This is a genomic window from Pseudonocardia sp. ZF1 (assembly GCF_056835605.1).
The window spans coordinates 4,477,523-4,494,722 of record NZ_JAJNBY010000001.1; the positions used below are offsets into that span (position 1 = coordinate 4,477,523).

General features: G+C 74.5%; 12 protein-coding genes. 9 read left to right on the forward strand and 3 right to left on the reverse strand.

The genetic code is table 11. The annotated features are described in order from the left end of the window. Positions 1–92 precede the first annotated feature (92 nt). Entirely contained in the window at positions 93–863 is a 771-nt protein-coding gene (locus tag ZF1_RS21595) for an ABC transporter ATP-binding protein (protein WP_482638739.1), read from the reverse strand. Positions 864–963: 100 nt separating this feature from the next. On the opposite strand from ZF1_RS21595, the gene glgX reads away from it, so the two are divergent. The 3 genes from glgX (at position 964) to ZF1_RS21610 (ending at position 4,241) form a co-directional block, all read left to right on the forward strand. Continuing rightward, entirely contained in the window at positions 964–2,985 is a 2,022-nt protein-coding gene (gene glgX / locus ZF1_RS21600; RefSeq protein ID WP_482638210.1) for a glycogen debranching protein GlgX, read from the forward strand. A 64-nt stretch (positions 2,986–3,049) separates the two neighbouring features. After that, entirely contained in the window at positions 3,050–3,274 is a 225-nt protein-coding gene (locus ZF1_RS21605; protein WP_476652430.1) for a zinc ribbon domain-containing protein, read from the forward strand. A gap of 307 nt (positions 3,275–3,581) precedes the next feature. Beyond that, on the forward strand, positions 3,582–4,241 hold the full coding sequence (locus ZF1_RS21610) for a hypothetical protein (RefSeq protein ID WP_482638211.1): 660 nt from the start codon (positions 3,582–3,584) through the stop codon (positions 4,239–4,241). On the opposite strand, the gene glgP is transcribed toward ZF1_RS21610, so the two are convergent. Next, the gene (glgP, locus tag ZF1_RS21615; RefSeq protein WP_482638212.1) at positions 4,238–6,811 is read right to left on the reverse strand and encodes an alpha-glucan family phosphorylase; all 2,574 of its coding nucleotides are present in this window, start codon (positions 6,809–6,811) and stop codon (positions 4,238–4,240) included. The genes ZF1_RS21610 and glgP overlap by 4 nt on opposite strands. A gap of 257 nt (positions 6,812–7,068) precedes the next feature. Between glgP and ZF1_RS21620 the strand changes: the two genes are divergently transcribed. Then, on the forward strand, positions 7,069–9,060 hold the full coding sequence (locus ZF1_RS21620; RefSeq protein ID WP_482638213.1) for an alpha-1,4-glucan--maltose-1-phosphate maltosyltransferase: 1,992 nt from the start codon (positions 7,069–7,071) through the stop codon (positions 9,058–9,060). A gap of 61 nt (positions 9,061–9,121) precedes the next feature. On the opposite strand, the gene treS is transcribed toward ZF1_RS21620, so the two are convergent. Beyond that, positions 9,122–11,440 carry a maltose alpha-D-glucosyltransferase gene (gene treS, locus ZF1_RS21625; RefSeq protein ID WP_346105505.1) on the reverse strand — a complete coding sequence of 773 codons (2,319 nt, stop codon included), beginning with the start codon at positions 11,438–11,440 and terminating at the stop codon, positions 9,122–9,124. Between the two features lie 394 nt (positions 11,441–11,834). On the opposite strand from treS, the gene ZF1_RS21630 reads away from it, so the two are divergent. The 5 genes from ZF1_RS21630 (at position 11,835) to ZF1_RS21650 (ending at position 17,198) form a co-directional block, all read left to right on the forward strand. Next, the gene (locus tag ZF1_RS21630; RefSeq protein WP_482638214.1) at positions 11,835–13,190 is read left to right on the forward strand and encodes a maltokinase N-terminal cap-like domain-containing protein; all 1,356 of its coding nucleotides are present in this window, start codon (positions 11,835–11,837) and stop codon (positions 13,188–13,190) included. A 168-nt stretch (positions 13,191–13,358) separates the two neighbouring features. Beyond that, positions 13,359–14,006: a DedA family protein gene (locus ZF1_RS21635; RefSeq protein ID WP_073578481.1), complete on the forward strand. Its 648-nt coding sequence runs from the start codon at positions 13,359–13,361 to the stop codon at positions 14,004–14,006. Beyond that, complete coding sequence (locus tag ZF1_RS21640) at positions 13,994–15,241, forward strand: glycosyltransferase (RefSeq protein WP_482638215.1); 1,248 nt, start codon at positions 13,994–13,996, stop codon at positions 15,239–15,241. The genes ZF1_RS21635 and ZF1_RS21640 overlap by 13 nt, the downstream gene beginning before the upstream one ends. Beyond that, positions 15,238–16,101: an alpha/beta fold hydrolase gene (locus tag ZF1_RS21645; protein WP_482638216.1), complete on the forward strand. Its 864-nt coding sequence runs from the start codon at positions 15,238–15,240 to the stop codon at positions 16,099–16,101. The genes ZF1_RS21640 and ZF1_RS21645 overlap by 4 nt, the downstream gene beginning before the upstream one ends. Further along, positions 16,098–17,198 (forward strand): glycosyltransferase family 4 protein, encoded by a 1,101-nt coding sequence (locus tag ZF1_RS21650; RefSeq protein WP_482638217.1) that lies wholly within the window; start codon positions 16,098–16,100, stop codon positions 17,196–17,198. The genes ZF1_RS21645 and ZF1_RS21650 overlap by 4 nt, the downstream gene beginning before the upstream one ends. Positions 17,199–17,200 lie beyond the last annotated feature (2 nt).

The window sequence follows — 17,200 nt, forward strand, 5'->3', positions numbered from 1 at the left end:
CGCCTCGGCCGGCGTGGCGTCCCGTCCCGGTTCGCGGCGACCCGCGCGACGGTCGCCCCACGCGGGTGCGGGCACCGGCGCCCGGCGGCGGATCAGTCGCGCCGGTGGGCGGTGAACCGTCCGTTGCCGCGGCGCTCGACGGTCAGCGGCAGCCCGAACGTCTCCGACAGCGGCTCGGAGGTCATGACCTCGTCCAGGAGCCCCGCGGCGACCACACGCCCTTCACGCAGCAGCAGCCCGTGGCTGTAGTTCGGCGGGATCTCCTCGACGTGGTGGGTGACCAGCACCGACGCCGGGGCGTACGGGTCGTCGGCGAGGTCGGCGAGCCGGGTGACGAGGTCCTCGCGGCCGCCGAGGTCCAGCCCGGCGGCGGGCTCGTCGAGCAGCAGCAGTTCCGGGTCGGTCATCAGCGCGCGGGCGATCAGGGTCCGCTTGCGCTCGCCCTCGGACAGCGTGCCGTACGCGCGCCCGGCGAACCCCGCCATGCCGAGCTGGCCCAGCAGCTGCTCGGCGCGGCCGGTGTCGTCGCGCTCGTACTCCTCGCGCCAGCGCCCGAGGACCGCGTAGCCCGCGGAGACGACGACGTCGGAGACGATCTCGTCGCCCGGGATCCGGACGCCCAGGTTCGCCGAGGTGAGACCGATCCGGGTGCGGAGCTCGAAGACGTTGACCCGGCCCATGCGCTCGCCGAGCACGTGGACGGTGCCGGAGGTCGGGTGCAGCTCGGCACCGGCGAGGCGGAGCAGGGTCGTCTTGCCGGCGCCGTTCGGGCCGAGGACGACCCAGCGCTCGTCGAGTTCCACCCGCCAGTCGACGGCATCGAGCAGGGTGGTGTCGCCGCGGCGGACGGTGGCGCCGTCCATCCCGACGACCACGTCCTCGTCGTCGATCGGGGTGGAAACGGGTGTGACACCGGGCGCGGACGGGGTTCGGGGCGAAGTCACCCCCCTATCCTGGCCGATCGTGCGTGTCTTCCCCCTCGGTGCCCACCCCGACGACCACGGGACCCGCTTCGCGGTCGCCACCACCAGCGCCGAGACCGTCGAGGTGTGCCTGATCGACGGCGCCGCCGACGGTGAGGGCGGTGGTCTCACCGAGCGGCGCGTCGAGCTGCGCGAGCACACCTTCGGCGTGTGGCACGGCCACGTGCCCGGGGTGCGGCCCGGGCAGCGCTACGGCTACCGGGTACACGGCCCCTACCGGCCGTTCGAGGGACTCCGCGCGAACCCGCACAAGATCCTCGTCGACCCCTACGCGGCCCGGATCACCGGCCTGGTGACCGACGTCGTCGCCGCCCGCGGGTGGGACGGCGACCCGATGTCCGGGCGGCCCAGCACCGTCGACTCGCTCGGCTCGGTACCGCTGTCGGTCGTCACCGCCACCGACGCCGCGCCGCGCCCGCCCCGCCCGGACGTGCCGTGGTCGGAGACGGTGATCTCGGAGATCCACGTGCGCGGCTGGACGAAGCTCCACCCCGAGGTGCCCGAGGCCCACCGTGGCACCTACCTGGGGCTGGCCCACCCGGCGGTGATCGCGCAGCTGCAGCGGACCGGGGTGACGGCCGTCGAGCTGCTCCCGGTGCAGGCCAACGCCCCCGAGCCGCCGCTGCTGGAGCGCGGCGCGTCGAACTACTGGGGCTACGCCACGCTGGGCTTCCTCGCCCCGCACGCCGGCTACGCCTCGGACCCCGGCAACGAGGTCGCCGAGTTCCGCTACCTCGTCGACACCCTGCACGCGGCCGGGATCGAGGTCATCCTCGACATCGTCCCCAACCACACCTGCGAGGGCGGGGTCGGCGGCACCACCCTGTCCTACCGCGGCCTCGACGCGCCGGCGTACTACTCGCTCGGCGGGTCCGGGCACGACGCCGACATCACCGGCACCGGCAACACCCTCGACGCCGGCTCCCCCACGGTGATCCGGTTGGTCTGCGACGCCATGCGGCACTGGGTGCACGCCTACGGCGTCGACGGGTTCCGGATCGACCTCGCCTCGGTGCTCGGCCGCCCGCGGTCGGGCCCGTTCTCCCCGGACTCCGCGCTGCTCACCGCGATCGCCCAGGACCCGACCCTGTCGACGACCAAGTTGATCGCCGAGCCGTGGGACGCGACCGGCGAGGGCTACCGCGTCGGCGGGTTCGGTGTGGCGTGGTCGGAGTGGAACGGCCGTTACCGCGACGCGGTGCGCGACTTCTGGCGCGGCCACGGCGGCGTCGCCGAGCTGGCGTCGCGACTGACCGGCAGCTCCGACATCTACCAGCTCTCCGGGCGTCGCCCGTGGGCCTCGGTCAACTTCGTCACCGCCCACGACGGATTCACCCTGCGCGACCTCGTGTCCTACGAGCGCAAGCACAACGAGGGCAACGGCGAGAACAACCGCGACGGCACCGACGACAACCGCTCGCAGAACCACGGCGCCGAGGGCCCGACCGACGACGCCGGCATCCGCGCCGCCCGGCAGGCCACGGCCCGGGCGATGATGGCGACGCTGCTGCTGTCGATCGGCACCCCGATGATCACCGGCGGCGACGAGCGCTGGCGCACCCAGGGCGGCAACAACAACGCCTACTGCCGCGACGACGAGACCTCCTGGGTCGACTGGACCCGCACCGACGAGACCGCGGCGATGGAGGCCTTCACCGGCCGCGTCGCCGCGCTGCGCCGCGAGTCCCCGGTGCTGCACCGCGACCAGTTCTACGTCGACGGCGAGGTGCTCTGGTGGGACCCGTCCGGGCGCCCGATGGAGCCCGGCGACTGGCACGACGGCGGCCGGCGCACCCTGGTCGTGCTGCTCGCCGACTACTGGCTGCTGGCGCTGCACGCCGGGGACGAGCCCACCGACTGCGTGCTGCCCAGCGACCACGGCTTCGACCCGGTCCTGGACTCGACGACGCCCGACGGCACCCCCGCCGACACCACCCCGCTCGACGCCGGGGCGACGGTCGTCCTGCCGCCCCGCTCGGTACGCCTGCTGCGCAGCCGCTGACCGGCCCCGTCCCGCCGGGTTCCGGGAGCTGGGTCCGGCGGGCCGGGCGGCGTAGGCTCCGCGCATGCCGCGCTACGAGTTCCGGTGCCGCGAGTGCGCCACGACGTTCGAGGTCGACCGGCCGATGGCCGCGTCGTCGGACCCGGCGGACTGCCCGCACGGGCACGCGGACACCGTCAAGCTGCTCTCGACGATCGCGCTCGGCGGCCGCTCCGGCGGCGGTGCACCCGCGATGGCCCCGGCCGGTGGCGGCGGTGGCTGCTGCGGCGGCGGGTGCTGCGGCGGCTGACCCGTGCCGCCGACGGGTCCCGCCCCCTCGGACCGCGGTCCGGCGGGCGGAGGTCCGGCGGGCGGTGGGACGTCGGGGGCGGCCCGGCGCGTGGTGCTCGCGAGGTCCCCGGTGCCCACACCCCGCTGCCCGTCTGCGGCGACTGACCGCCACACCATTGCTGGGCCGAACGGGCGTATTCCGCTCCATCGTGTGACGCACGTCAACACTGCTCCGATACGCCGAGAGCATCTGTCCCCGTGGAACGGGAGTCCACGTGCCCCGAGCGCTCCCCCGTCTTCTCCGTGCCGCCACCGTCGTCGCCGCCGTGGCCACCACCGCTCTGCTCACGACGCCGGCGATCCCCGCCCCGCCGTCGCCGCCGGCCGAGGCGCTCCCGGCGCCCGGCCCGGTGCAGGCCCTGCAGGTCTCCCCCGTACCCGGCGGCGGCGCCCGCGGCCTCGGCCTGCAGGTGTCCTGGTCGCCGCCCGTCCGGAACGAGGGCGCCCTGCGCACCCACTACGACGTCGAGGTCCGCGACCACGCGGGCGCCGTCCTCCACTCCGCCTCGACCGAGACCACCACCAGCGCCCCGGTGTACGGCGACTACTGCCTCGCGCCGTTCACGGTGTCGGTGCGCGCGGTGACCCGCGACGTCGACGAGAGCCGGTCCGAGCCGGGGCCCGCCGTCCTCACCACGTTCGGCGAGCAGGCCCCGTGCGCCCTCACGATGTCGATCACCGCGGCCCGCGCCGCCGACGGCACCGTGCACGTGCGCGCCGACCGCGAGGCCCCGGTCGACCCGTACGTCTCCGGGCCCTGCACGCTCGCGACGGCCGGCCGGGTGCTCTGGTCGGGCACCTGCGGCGGCTACGCCACCACCCGGGACATCGTGGTCGGCGCGCTGCCCCCGGGACCGCGGGAGCTCGCGCTGACCACCGTCGCCCCGCGGGGTGAGCACACCACGAGCCGGACCACGCTGCGCTAGCCCGCCAGGACGATCCGCCCCAGCTCGACCGAGGACGCCAGGTGCGGGTGGTGCGGCAGCACCCGCACCGTGTACCCGGTCAGCCCCGCGTGCGGCAGCGGCACGGCGACCTCCCAGGACCCGTCGCCGCGGTGCTCCATCGCGACGGTCACGGGGTCCGCCAGCTCGTCGGAGGAGTCGACCCGCCCGACGACGGCCTCGACCGTCACGTCCGACGGGTCCAGCCCGGCCAGGTCCACCCCCGCCCGGACCGTTATCGGCGACCCCACGACCGGGGTGTCGGGCAGCCCGGACGCGTCCACACCGGTGATCCGGACGTGGTTCCACGCCTTGTTCAGCCGGGCCCGGAACTGCGCGATGTCGCGGGCGACGGCGTAGTCCGACGCGGCCGCGTCCGCGGCGGCGCGGGCCGCCGGGGTGTACCAATCCTGCACGTACTCCCGCACCATCCGGGTGGCCTGCACCTTCGGCCGCAGGGTGGTGAGGGTGTGGCGGACCATCTCGACCCAGCGGTGCGGGACACCGTCGACGCGGTCGTAGAACGCCGGGCCGACCTGGGTGGCGATGAGCTCGTAGAGGGCGTTGGCCTCGAGGTCGTCACGCCGGGTCGGGTCCTCGACGCCGTCGGCGGTGGGGATGGCCCAGCCGTTGGCGCCGTCGTAGAACTCGTCCCACCAGCCGTCGCGGATGGACAGGTTCAGCCCGCCGTTGAGCGCGGACTTCATGCCGGAGGTGCCGCAGGCCTCCAGCGGGCGCAGCGGGTTGTTCAGCCAGACGTCGCAGCCCCAGTAGAGGTAGCGGGCCATCGACATGTCGTAGTCGGGCAGGAAGACGATGCGGTGGCGCACGCCGGCGTCGTCGGCGAAGCGCACGATCTGCTGGATCAGCGCCTTGCCGCCGTCGTCGGCGGGGTGCGACTTCCCCGCGACGACGAGCTGCACCGGCCGGTGCGGGTCGAGCAGCAGGCTGCGGAGCCGGTCGGCGTCGCGCAGCATCAGCGTGAGCCGCTTGTAGGTCGGGACCCGGCGGGCGAAGCCGACCGTGAGCACGTCGCGGTCGAAGACGTGGTCGGTCCAGCCCAGCTCCGGCTCGGACGCACCCCGCTCCAGCCACGCGGCGCGCACCCGGCGGCGGACCTCGTCGACCAGCCGGGACCGCAGCGTGTTGCGCAGGCCCCACACGTCGGCGTCGGACACCTCGGCGGTGCTGCCGCCGGGCTCCCCGAGCAGCTCGGTGACCTGGTGGGCCTCCCAGGTGGGGCCGTGCACGCCGTTGGTGACCGAGCCGATCGGTACCTCCTCGCGGTCGAACCCGGCCCACAGCCCGCCGAACATCTCCCGCGACACCGTCCCGTGCAGCCGGGAGACACCGTTGGCGCGCTGGGCCAGGCGCAGACCCATGTGCGCCATGTTGAACGTCTCCGGATCCTCCTCGGCGCCGAGCGCGAGGAGCCGGTCGGTCGGCAGGCCCGGCAGCAGCCGGTCGGTGAGGTAGTGCCGCACGAGGTCCAGGCCGAACCGGTCGATCCCGGCGGGCACCGGGGTGTGGGTGGTGAACACCGTGCCCGCGCGGACGGCGGCGAGCGCCTCGTCGAAGTCCAGCCCGCCGGACGACGCGGACGCGGTCGCCGGTCCCGCGCCGTTGGACGACACCGCCGAGCCGGTGCACAGCTCGCGGATCCGCTCGCAGCCGAGGAACCCGGCGTGGCCCTCGTTGGTGTGGAAGACCTCCGGCGTCGGGTGCCCGGTGAGCCGGCAGAACGCGCGGACCGCGCGGACCCCGCCGACACCGATCAGGATCTCCTGCTGGATGCGGTGGTTCTGGTCGCCGCCGTAGAGCCGGTCGGTGACCCCGCGCAGGTCGGCCCCGCCGTCGGAACCGGCGTTCTCCTCGATGTCGGTGTCGAGCAGCAGCAGCGGGACCCGCCCGACCGCGGCCTGCCAGATCCGCGCGTGCAGCGTGCGGTCCCCCGGCATCGCGACCTCGACGAGCTCCGGCTCGCCGGAGGCGTCGGTGAGCAGCTGCAGCGGCAACCCCTGTGGGTCGATCGCCGGGTAGTGCTCGAGCTGCCAGCCGTCGAGCGACAGGGACTGACGGAAGTACCCCGACCGGTACAGCAGCCCCACCGCGACGAGCGGGACGCCCAGGTCCGAGGCGGCCTTCAGGTGGTCGCCGGCGAGCACGCCGAGACCGCCGGAGTAGTTGGGCAGCACCTCCGAGACGCCGAACTCCATCGAGAAGTAGGCGACGGCCGACGGCCTGCCGGCGCCGTCGGCCTCGTCGTACCAGCGCGGCTCGGACAGGTAGGTCTCCAGCTCCGCGGCCCGCTCGGCGACCTCGGCGGCGACCGCGTCGTCCGCGGCGAGCTCGGCGAGCCGCCCGGTGGGGATCTCGCCGAGCAGGCGGACCGGGTCCTGCCCGCTCGCGTCCCAGGCGGCGGGGTCGAGGGAGGCGAACAGGTCCCGGGTCGGCGCGTGCCAGGTCCACCGCAGGTTCGTCGCCAGTGTCTGCAGCGGCGCGAGCGGAGCGGGGAGCTGGGCACGGACGGTGAAACGACGGAGGGCTCTCACGGCCGCGAGGGTAGCCGGGAACACCGACACGCACGCGGTGTCCCGCCCGGCCGGGACGGGGTCCCACCGGTAGGGTCGCACTGCCACGGGACCGGTGGGTCCGTGCACGTCGAATCGGTTCCGTCCACATCCGTTCCGATCCGTTCACGCCGATGGTCCCGCGGGTGTGGCGACAGGTGACGTGGTGGCGTCAGACTGGCCGTCTCGACTCTGGTGGGACTTCTACCGACGGTGACAATTTCCTGGGGGTGCAGCCGATGACCGGTCGGCTCGGAATCGACGACGTGACCCCGTTCGTGGAGAGCGGAGACCCGGCCAAGGCCGTGGTCGGCGAGGTCGTCCCGATCCGGGCGACCGTGTGGCGGGAGGGACACGACGCCGTCGCGGCGAACGTCGTGTTCACCCCGCTGTCGGCCGACGGGACGCCGGGCGACGCGCAGTACGTGCGGATGCAGCCCGACGGGCTGGGCACCGACCGCTTCGTGGCCTGGGTCCGCCCCGACGCCGAGGGTCGCTGGACCTTCCGCGTCGACGCGTGGAGCGACCCGTGGGCGACCTGGCGCTCGGCCGTGGAGAAGAAGATCGCCGCGGGCCAGACGGCCGAGGAGCTGGCCAACGACCTCGAGGTCGGCGCCCGGCTGCTCGCCAGGGTGGGGCGTCGCCCGGCCGAGAAGGACAGCCGCGACCTGCTGCTCGGCGCCGCGAACACGCTGCGGGACACCGCGCTGCCGTTGCGCGCGCGGGTCGCCCCCGCCCTGTTCGACGCCGTCGTCGCGATCATGGTCGAGCGTCCCGTCCGGGAGCTCATCACCCGCGGCCCGGAGCGGACGATCTTCGTCGACCGGCCCCGCGCGCTGTACGGGTCCTGGTACGAGTTCTTCCCCCGCTCCACCGGCGGGCGCGACGAGACCGGCCGCCCGGTGCACGGCACGTTCGCGACGTCGTCGAAGGAGCTCGACCGCGTCGCGCGGATGGGCTTCGACGTCGTCTACCTGCCGCCGATCCACCCGGTCGGCACGGTGCACCGCAAGGGCCGCAACAACTCCACCCACGCCGAGCCGGGCGACGTCGGCTCCCCGTGGGCGATCGGCTCCGCCGCGGGCGGGCACGACGCGATCGACCCGGAGCTGGGCGACTTCGACGACTTCGACGCGTTCGTCGCGCGGGCGAACGAGCTCGGCATGGAGATCGCGCTCGACCTGGCGCTGCAGTGCGCGCCCGACCACCCCTGGGTCACCGAGCACCCGGAGTGGTTCACCGTGCGCCCGGACGGGACGATCGCCTACGCGGAGAACCCGCCGAAGCGCTACCAGGACATCTACCCGCTGAACTTCGACCGCGACCCGGCCGGCATCTACGCCGAGTGCCTGCGCGTGGTCCTGAAGTGGGTCGAGCACGGGGTGACGATCTTCCGGGTCGACAACCCGCACACCAAGCCGCCGAACTTCTGGCACTGGCTGATCTGGGAGGTCAAGCGGACCCACCCGGAGGTGCTGTTCCTGGCCGAGGCGTTCACCCGCCCGGCCCGGCTGTTCGGGCTGGCACGGCTGGGCTTCACCCAGTCCTACACGTACTTCACGTGGCGGACCGAGGCCGAGGAGCTCGCCGACTTCGCGACGATGCACGCCGAGCACGCCGACGAGTGCCGCCCCAACCTGTTCACCAACACCCCGGACATCCTCCACGAGTCGCTGCAGACCGGCGGCCCGGCGATGTTCGCGATCCGGGCGACCCTGGCCGCGACGATGTCGCCCACCTGGGGCGTCTACTCCGGCTTCGAGCTGTACGAGGGCACTCCGGTCAAGCCGGGCAGCGAGGAGTACCTGGACTCGGAGAAGTACGAGCTGCGTCCGCGGGACTTCGAGTCCGCCCTGAACCAGGGGCGCTCGCTGGAGCCGTACGTGACCCGGCTCAACGAGATCCGCCGCGCCCACCCGGCGCTCCAGCAGCTGCGCGAGATCCACTTCCACGAGGTGGACAACACGAACATCATCGCGTACTCGAAGCTGGACCCGTCCACCGGCGACCAGGTGCTCGTGGTCTGCACGCTGGACCCGGCGGCCCCGCAGCAGGGCACCCTCAAGCTGGACATGCCGGCGCTGGGGCTGCGGTACACCGACGTCGTCGAGGTGCACGACGAGGTGTCGGGCGAGACCTACCGCTGGGGCGAGTACAACTTCGTGCGGCTGGTTCCGACCGACCACGTCGCGCACGTGATCGCGCTGCCGGCGCAGCCCCCGCTGCTCTGAGCCCCACCCCTCGTCGCATGAACGGGCCCCTCGTACGAGGGGCCCGTTCATGCGGTAGGGCTCAGGCGGCTCCCGCGTCCTCGGCCGGGGGCTCCAGGACCACGGCGGTCGCCCGGAACGGGGCCATCCCGATCCGGAACCCGTTGAGGTCGTCGACGGTGCCGACGGTCTCGCCGGAGAACAGGTCGGTGACCGTCGCGCCCGGCGCCAGGTGCTCGGACCGCACGAACGCGTCCACCTGCTCGTCGGCGAAGTTCAGGACGGTCACGCTGGTCCGGTCGTCGTCGAGCAGGTGCACCATCACCAGCAGGCCGCGGTGCGACACGTCCGGCACGTCGACCTGGCGGGCCGTCGCCACCCCGGAGCGCTTGCGCACGGCCAGGATCGCCTGCATCTGGCGGACGAAGCTGGTCTCCTCGGTCAGCTGGTCGGGCAGCGACCCGTAGAGGCTGCGCCCGCGGGGCATCCCCGACGAGGAGCGCTCGGCGTCCGGCCGGTGCCCCATCAGGTCGTGCGCCGGCCGCGAGATCCACCGGGTGTCCCCGGAGTTCAGCAGGTCCGAGACCGAGTCCGGCGGCAGCGTCAGCATGCCCAGCAGGTCCCAGCCCGACAGCGCGAACACCCCGGGCTGGAAGGCGTTGAACATGACCAGCAGCAGGTGCACCCGCCGGATGCGCTCGACGTCGTCGGGGCCGATGTCGTCGAGCGCGGAGATGCCGAGCGAGGCGGCGATGACGGTCGCGGTGGTGCAGGCGATCCCGTTCGTCGTGAAGATCAGGTTGTACGGCGCGTCCGGTCCGGTGAGGACGTCGCACAGGTCGCGGCGGATCGTGTCGGCCAGATCCCCGCCGCGCATGTCCTCGCCGCGGAAGTGGAAGAGCTCGTCGGTGTGGCCCGCGGTCCAGTGCACGAGCTCGTAGGTCAGCTCGTCGTGGTTCTGCAGCGCGTGCACCAGCGACGCCGGGTCGACGCCCAGATCCAGCGCGGTGCGCAGGGTCAGCCGCAGGAACTCGGTGTCGGAGGTCGCGAGCGCGTGGTGGTAGGCGGGGCGGTTGATGAAGTCGTAGGACAGGTCCGCGCCCGCCTCGGAGGTGACCTTGATGTCGTCGACGGTCAGGTTCAGTTCCTGGAAGGTGAACCCGCCGACCTTGCGCACCATGCTCGCGATGAGGTGGTTCGCGGCCTCCGACAGCGGGTGCCCCTCGGACCAGCCGGGGTTCCCGGAGCCCGCCTTCTCCACGCCGAGGAAGCCGTTCGCGTCCAGGCGCAGCGCACCCGAGCCGAGGTCGGCCAGCGAGTGCAGGGCGTCGCCGATGACCATCCGCATGCCCGCGAAGGTCGGGTCCAGCCAGTTGACCGACGGCTGGCCGTCCTTGAAGTAGTGCAGGTACACCCAGCGCCGCACGACGCCGTCGACGCCGGTGACCTCGCCGGTCGCCGACCAGTTGGTCTCCTTCACGCCCTCGCGGTAGAAGATGACCCGCTGCAGCCGGCCGACGATGTAGCCGGCCTTCTCCAGTGCCTCCTCGGTCGCGGCGTCGAGGTTGGCCGAGTCCTTCCCCGGCGGTACGTCCGGCAGCATCCCCCAGTCGGACTGCTCGATCTCGACCATGTGGTAGATGCCCGGGTAGTCGCCGTAGGCGAGCTCGGCGAGCCGGAAGTCCGGGCCCTTGCCGGTGTGGCCGGGGACGATGTCGTCGATGATCGTGCCGCCGTGCCAGGTGGCGGTCGCGCACATCGCGCGGAACTCGTCCTCGGTGCCGAAGGCCGGGTCGAGCTCGTTGGAGATGCGGTCGAAGTGGCCGTCGACGCTCGGGGTGGGCTGCCAGCCCGAGAGTCCGCCCGCCTTCTTCACCGGCCCGGTGTGGACACCCTCGATGCCGATCGTCTCGAACGCCTGCCACAGCGCCTCGTCGCCCAGCGCCGCCAGGAACGACTCGCCGGAGGCGGTGATCAGCGAGATCGGGTAGGCGGTGAACCACACCGACGCCGTCTCGACCGCGTGCCGCGGGCCGGGGCTGGCGTAGGGGTTCTGCCACATCGAGCCCTGCCCGGAGAACTGGCGGGCCAGCTCGTCGGCGTGGCCGAGCATCGACTGGGACAGCAGCCACGACACGTAGACCGGGTTCTCCCCCGATGCCGGGCCGTCCTGCGACACCGACCGGCGCCGCACCGTGGACCGCACCCGGGCACGGTGACGCAGCGTGCGCGGACGCGCCTCGTGGTAGTACTCGGCGAAGTTCACGTCCGGTGGCTCCGGGACGTGCTCGGCCTCGGCGGGCACCGGTTCGACGGCGGCGAGCGGATCGGCCGGTGCGATCCGGGCCTGGGTCTCCGGGATCGTCGGGGGGATGTCGGCCTTCGGCTCTCGCTCGGTCACGCCGCCGGTCCTCCGGTCGCTGTGGGGGGCAGGTCAGGGCAGGTTCTGGGCATGTCCGGCCCACGGTGCGCCCTGCGACGGCGATCCGCACGCGGGCGCGTGCGCACCGTCGCGGGGTACCCGCGGGCACCACGTCCAGTATGGGTTTCCCGGCACGGGGATGCCGGACAGAAGCGTGATCACCGCCCGTGACCAACGGGTGGTCGATCCGACACGGACAGTACCGCCCACCCGACCTCCTGACCCGGCCGGGTCGGCCTGTCCCGGTTAGGGTTTTCGCCTGCGGGCCCGGGTGGCACCGACCGGTACCCCGACGTGGTGCGGGCGGTGGCCGCGACCGGTCCGCGGTGGTGTTCACAGGCCGGGCGGACGCCCGGCAGGAGGGGGACGACGCGTGCGGCCGACCGGAGCTTCCGAGGACCTGACGGCGCTCCCGGGCCTGTTGCGCGACTGGCTGCCCGGGCGTCGCTGGTTCGCGGAGAAGGGGCGCCCGCTGACCGGTGTCGCCGTCGCGTCGCGGCACCCGCTGCCCGCCGCCGAGGGTGTCACCGGGCTCGAGGTGCTGGTCCTCGCGGTGTCCTTCGCCGACGGTCCGGACCGGCACTACCAGCTGCTCCTGGCCCGCGCCCCGCACGCCCCGGCCGGGGCCGCCCCGATCGGCGACCACGACGGGCAGGTCCTCTACGACGGCCTGCACGACGGGCGCGTCACCGCGCTGCTGCTGCGGCTGATCGCCGAGGGCGCGGCCGTCGGTGACCTGTCGTTCGTGCCCGAGCCGGGCGCGGACCTGCCGCTGACCGAGACCGGCCGCGTCGTCGACGCCGAGCAGTCCAACACCTCCGTCCGCTGGGGCGAGCGCTCCATCCTCAAGGTCTACCGGCGCCTGTCCCCCGGTCTGAACCCCGACCTGGAGCTGCACCGGGCGCTGCGCGCGGCCGGGTCGACGTCGGTCGCGGCGCTGCAGGGCGGGATCGAGGGTGTCCTCGACGGCGAGCCCGCCACCTTCGCGCTGCTGCAGGAGTTCGCGGCCGGCTCGCACGACGGCTGGGAGCGGGCCACCGCGGCGGTCCGCGACCGGACCGACTTCACCGGCGACGCCCGCGCGCTCGGTGAGGCGCTCGCCGACGTGCACGTCGCGCTGCGCGCCGAGCTCGGCACCGCCGAGGCCGACCCGCGCGAGCTGGCGGCGTACTGGACCCGGCGGTGCGCCGAGGTCGCCGGCCAGGTGCCGGTGCTCGCCCCGCACGTGCCCGCGATCCGCACCGTCTACGACGAGGTGGCCGCGCTGGACGCGCCCGTCGTCGTGCAGCGGGTGCACGGCGACCTGCACCTCGGGCAGACGCTGCGCCGCCCGGACGGCCGCTGGCTGGTCATCGACTTCGAGGGCGAGCCGGCCGCCTCGCCCGAGGAGCGCCGCGCGCCGGACTCCGCGGTGCGCGACGTCGTCGGGATGCTGTTCTCCTTCGACTACGCCGCCTTCCACCACCTGCTGACCCGGTCCGACACGCCCGGGGCAGGTCTCGGTTCGGACACCGCCGAGGCACGCCTCGCTCACGACTGGTCGGCCGCGAACCGTGACGCGTTCTGCGCCGGCTACGCCGCCCGCGCCGGTGAGGACCCGCGCGCGCACGCCGCGCTGCTGCGCGCCTACGAGCTGGACAAGGCCGTCTACCAGGTGCTCTACGAGACCCGCAGCCGTCCGACCTGGCTGCCGATCCCGCTCACCGCGATCGCGCGCGGCACCGCTTAGCACGTCCGGGCCGTCGGCGACACCCGGTGGTCACCGGACCTTCCCGCCGACGACGCCGGGGCGACGCCCGACTCCCCGGGCGGCCCGGCGCGGGATCGTGGAATCCTCCCCGACCAGGAGGACACCCACCGTGAGACGACCACCCCCCACCCGGCCCGAGGACCTCTCGTGACCCCGGCCGGTCTGCTCGGTGCGGACGGTCTGGACGGCGTCCTGGGCCTCGTCCAGCGCCCCGACGGGCCCACGCTCGGCGTGACGCTGGCCGTGCTCTTCCTCGGTGTGCTGGTGGAGGGGCCGGTCGTCAGCGTCGTCGCCGGCTCACTCGCGGGCGCCGGGCTGCTCGACTGGTGGGTGGTGTGGCTGGTGGCGTTCGCCGCCGACGTCGTCGCCGACACCGCCTTCTACGTCCTCGGGCGCGGCGGGCGCCGACCGGCCATCGCTCCGCTGCTGGTCCGGCTGGGTCTGACCGAGCGTCGCTGGGACGCACTGCGCGCGAAGGTGGGGGGCCGTCCGGGCCGGTTGGTGCTGGGCGCGAAACTGGTGGACGTCGGCGCGATCCCCGCGTTCCTGGCCATCGGCCTGGCCGGGGTGTCGTACCGGCGATTCGTGGCCTGGGTGGTCCCGCTGACGGCGGTGCGTTCGGCACTGCTGGTCGGGATCGGCTGGGTGGTCGGGGGCCGGTTCGCCGCGGAGCTGGCCGACCGGCCGTGGATCATCGTGGCGGTGGGGCTGGGCGTGGGCCTGGTGCTCGTGGCCGGGCGCGCGCTGTGGGTGCGTGCCAGGACCTCGCGGAAGGAGAACGTGTGCGCGTCCTGATCGGGGCCGACACCTGGGCACCGGACGTCAACGGGGCCAGCTACGCCGGACAGCGGCTGGCGGCCGAGCTCGCCGCCCGTGGGCACGAGGTGCACGTGGTCGCACCGTCGCGCGGCCTGCGCAGCCTCCCGCCGCGCCGGGTCGGGCCGGTGACCGAACACCGGGTCCGCTCCTGCCGCGTCCCCAAGCCGCCGGACTTCCGGCTCTGCCCGCCGCCCGGGCTGCGCCGGACCTGCCGCGCGATCCTGCGCCGGGTCCGGCCCGACGTCGTGCACGTGCAGAGCCACATGGTGCTGGGCCGGATGCTGCTCACCGCGGCCGCCGACCTCGGGATCCCGTCGATGGCGACCACGCACATGATCCCGGAGAACATCATCCCGGCGATCAGCTTCCTGCACCTGCCGGAGTCCGGGCTCAAGAAGCTGTTCTGGTGGGACGCGGTGCGCGTGCTCAGCCGGGCCGGATTGGTCACCGCGCCCACCCCGCTGGCCGCGTCGATGGCCGAGCAGGGCGGCGTCCCCGGCCCGGTGCTGCCCGTGTCCAACGGCCTGGACCTGGGCCGCTTCCGGCCCGACACCACCGGTCGCGGGCCCGCGTTCCGCGCCCGGCACGGCATCGCCGAGGGCGTGCCGCTGGTCGGCTTCGTCGGGCGGCTGGACCGGGAGAAGCACGTCGACGAGCTGGTCCGCGCCACCGCGCTGCTGCGCGCCGGTGCCGTGCCCGACGCGCAGCTGGTCGTCGTCGGCGACGGCGAGGAGCGGGCCCGGCTGGGCGCCCTGGTCCGCGCCGAGCACCTGGAGCACGCGGTCACCTTCACCGGCCGGCTCACCGACGACGAGATCCCCGACGTCTACCCGGCCCTGGACGTGTTCGTGAACGCCGGCACCGCCGAGCTGCAGAGCCTGGTGACGCTGGAGGCGATGGCGACCGGGAAGCCGGTCGTCGCCGTCGACGCGGGTGCGCTGCCGCACCTGGCCCGCCCCGGGGTGAACGGCTGGCGCTACCCCCACGGCGACGTCGCCGCGCTCGCCGACCGGCTGGCCCGGGTGCTCGACGACCCCGACGGCGCGGCCGAGCTGGGGGCAGCGAGCCTGCAGATCGCCTCCGAGCACTCGCTGGCGACCACGGTGGACACCTTCGAGGAGCTGTACCGGACGAAGGCCCGCCCGGTCGTGCCGGTGCGCGCGTTCCGCTCGGCACGCCGCGCCCGCCGGCACGCGGACACCCGGCGGTGACCGCGACGCCGTCGCCCGCCCTCGCGGTGGCCTCTCCCGTGCACGTCGTCGACGGCGCGCCCACCGTCGTGCACACCCTCGGGGACCCGGACGGGGCGCCGGTGCTGGCGCTGCACGGGCTGCGCGGCAGCCACCACGGGCTCGCGCCGCTGGCGTCGCGACTGGCCGGGTACCGCGTCGTCGTGCCGGACCTGCCCGGGTTCGGGGCGTCGCCTGCGTTCACCGACCGCACCCACGACGTCGACGGCTACGCCCGCTGGGCCTCGGCGCTGCTCGCCGACCTCGGCCCGGACACGGTGCTCCTGGGGCACTCGTTCGGGTCGATCGTGGCCGCGGCCGTCTGCGCCGGCGCTGCGATCACCCCGCGGGCGCTGGTCCTGGTCAACCCGATCGCCGAGCCCGCCTCGGGCGCCGGCGGCGTCACCGGCCTCGGGACGGCCGCCACCGCGCTGCTGCACTCCGGTGCCGCCCGGCTCGGCCTCGACGGCCTGCTGCGCCACCGGCTGCTCGCCGACGCCGCGACCGTCTCCATGACCACCACCCGCGACCCGCTGCTGCGTCACTGGATCTCCGACGAGCACCGCGCCCACTTCGGCACCTTCGCCACGACGGCGTCGCTGCTGGAGTGCCTCCGCGCCGCCGGTTCCGGCTCGGTGCGGCCCTGGGCGCCCCGGGTCACGGTGCCGACACTGCTGCTGGCCGGGGCCCGCGACCGGGTCGCCCCACCGGCCGGGCAGCACGCGCTCGCCGCCGCCTTCGCCGACGCCCGGCTGGTCCTGCTGCCGCGCACCGGCCACCTCGTGCACTACGAGGCCCCGGCGTGGGCGGCCCGCGAGATCCGGGGTTTCGTGGCGCGGTGAGGGTGCTCGTCGACTGCCGCTACATCCGTCCCGGACGCCCGGACGGCATCGGCCGCTACACCACCGGGCTGGTCCGCGCGCTGGACCGGATCGCCCCGGTGGAGCTGCTGGTGTCCGACCCGCGCCAGCGCGACGGGCTGCCCGACCGGCCCGCGCACACCCTGCCCGCCCCGACCGGGGCCGGGGAGCCGCTGGTCGCGCGGCGGGTGAACCGGATCGTCGCCGGGTCACCCGATGCGGTCGTCTTCAGCCCGATGCAGACGATGGGCACGCTCGGGCGCCGCTACGCGGTGGTGCTCACCGTGCACGACCTCATCTACTACCGGCACCCGGCGCCGCCGCCGTGGCTGCCCGCGACGGTGCGGGCCGTGTGGCGGGCCTACCACCTGTCGTGGTGGCCGCAGCGACTGCTGCTCGCCGGCGCCGACGCCGTCGCGTGCGTGTCCGGCGCGACCGCGGGCCTGGTCGCGGCGCACCGGCTGTCCCGGCGCGAGGTCGCCGTCGTCCCGGACGCCACCGACTTCCACCTGCCGCCCGGCACGCCGACGCGGTCCCGGCCGCCGGGGAACCGGATCGTCTACGCCGGGTCGTTCATGCCCTACAAGGACGTCGCGACCCTGGCCCGGGCCGCGGCCCGGCTGCCCGGCCACGAGCTCCACCTGGTCTCCCCCGTCCCGTCCGGGGTGCGCGCGGAGCTGGCGCGGCTCGCCGCGCCGGCCCGGCCGGTGTTCCACGACGGCGTCGACGACGACGGCTACCGCGCCCTGCTCGACGGCGCCACCGCGCTGGTCTCCGCCTCCCGCGACGAGGGGTTCGGGCTCCCGGTGCTGGAGGCCATGGCGCGGGGCTGCCCCGTCGTCGTCACCGACATCCCGGCCTTCCGCGAGGTCGCGGGCGACGCCGGGGTGTTCGTCGCGCCGGGCGACGACGCCGGGTTCGCCGCCGCCGTGCGCGCGCTGGACACGACATGGACGCAGCGCTCCGACGCGGTGCGCGCCCGGGCCGCCGAGCAGACCTGGGACGGCGCCGCCGGCGCGCTGCAGGCGGTCCTGGAACGGGCGCTGGCCCGTCACCGGCGCCGGCGCGGGCGGGGATGACG

What these genes read in the sequence shown, in the direction of transcription:
- ZF1_RS21595 (WP_482638739.1), bottom strand. Translation starts at nt 863, where the DNA reads ATGGACGGCGCCACCGTCCGCCGCGGCGACACCACCCTGCTCGATGCC.
- ZF1_RS21605 (WP_476652430.1), top strand. Translation starts at nt 3,050, where the DNA reads ATGCCGCGCTACGAGTTCCGGTGCCGCGAGTGCGCCACGACGTTCGAG.
- ZF1_RS21620 (WP_482638213.1), top strand. Translation starts at nt 7,069, where the DNA reads ATGACCGGTCGGCTCGGAATCGACGACGTGACCCCGTTCGTGGAGAGC.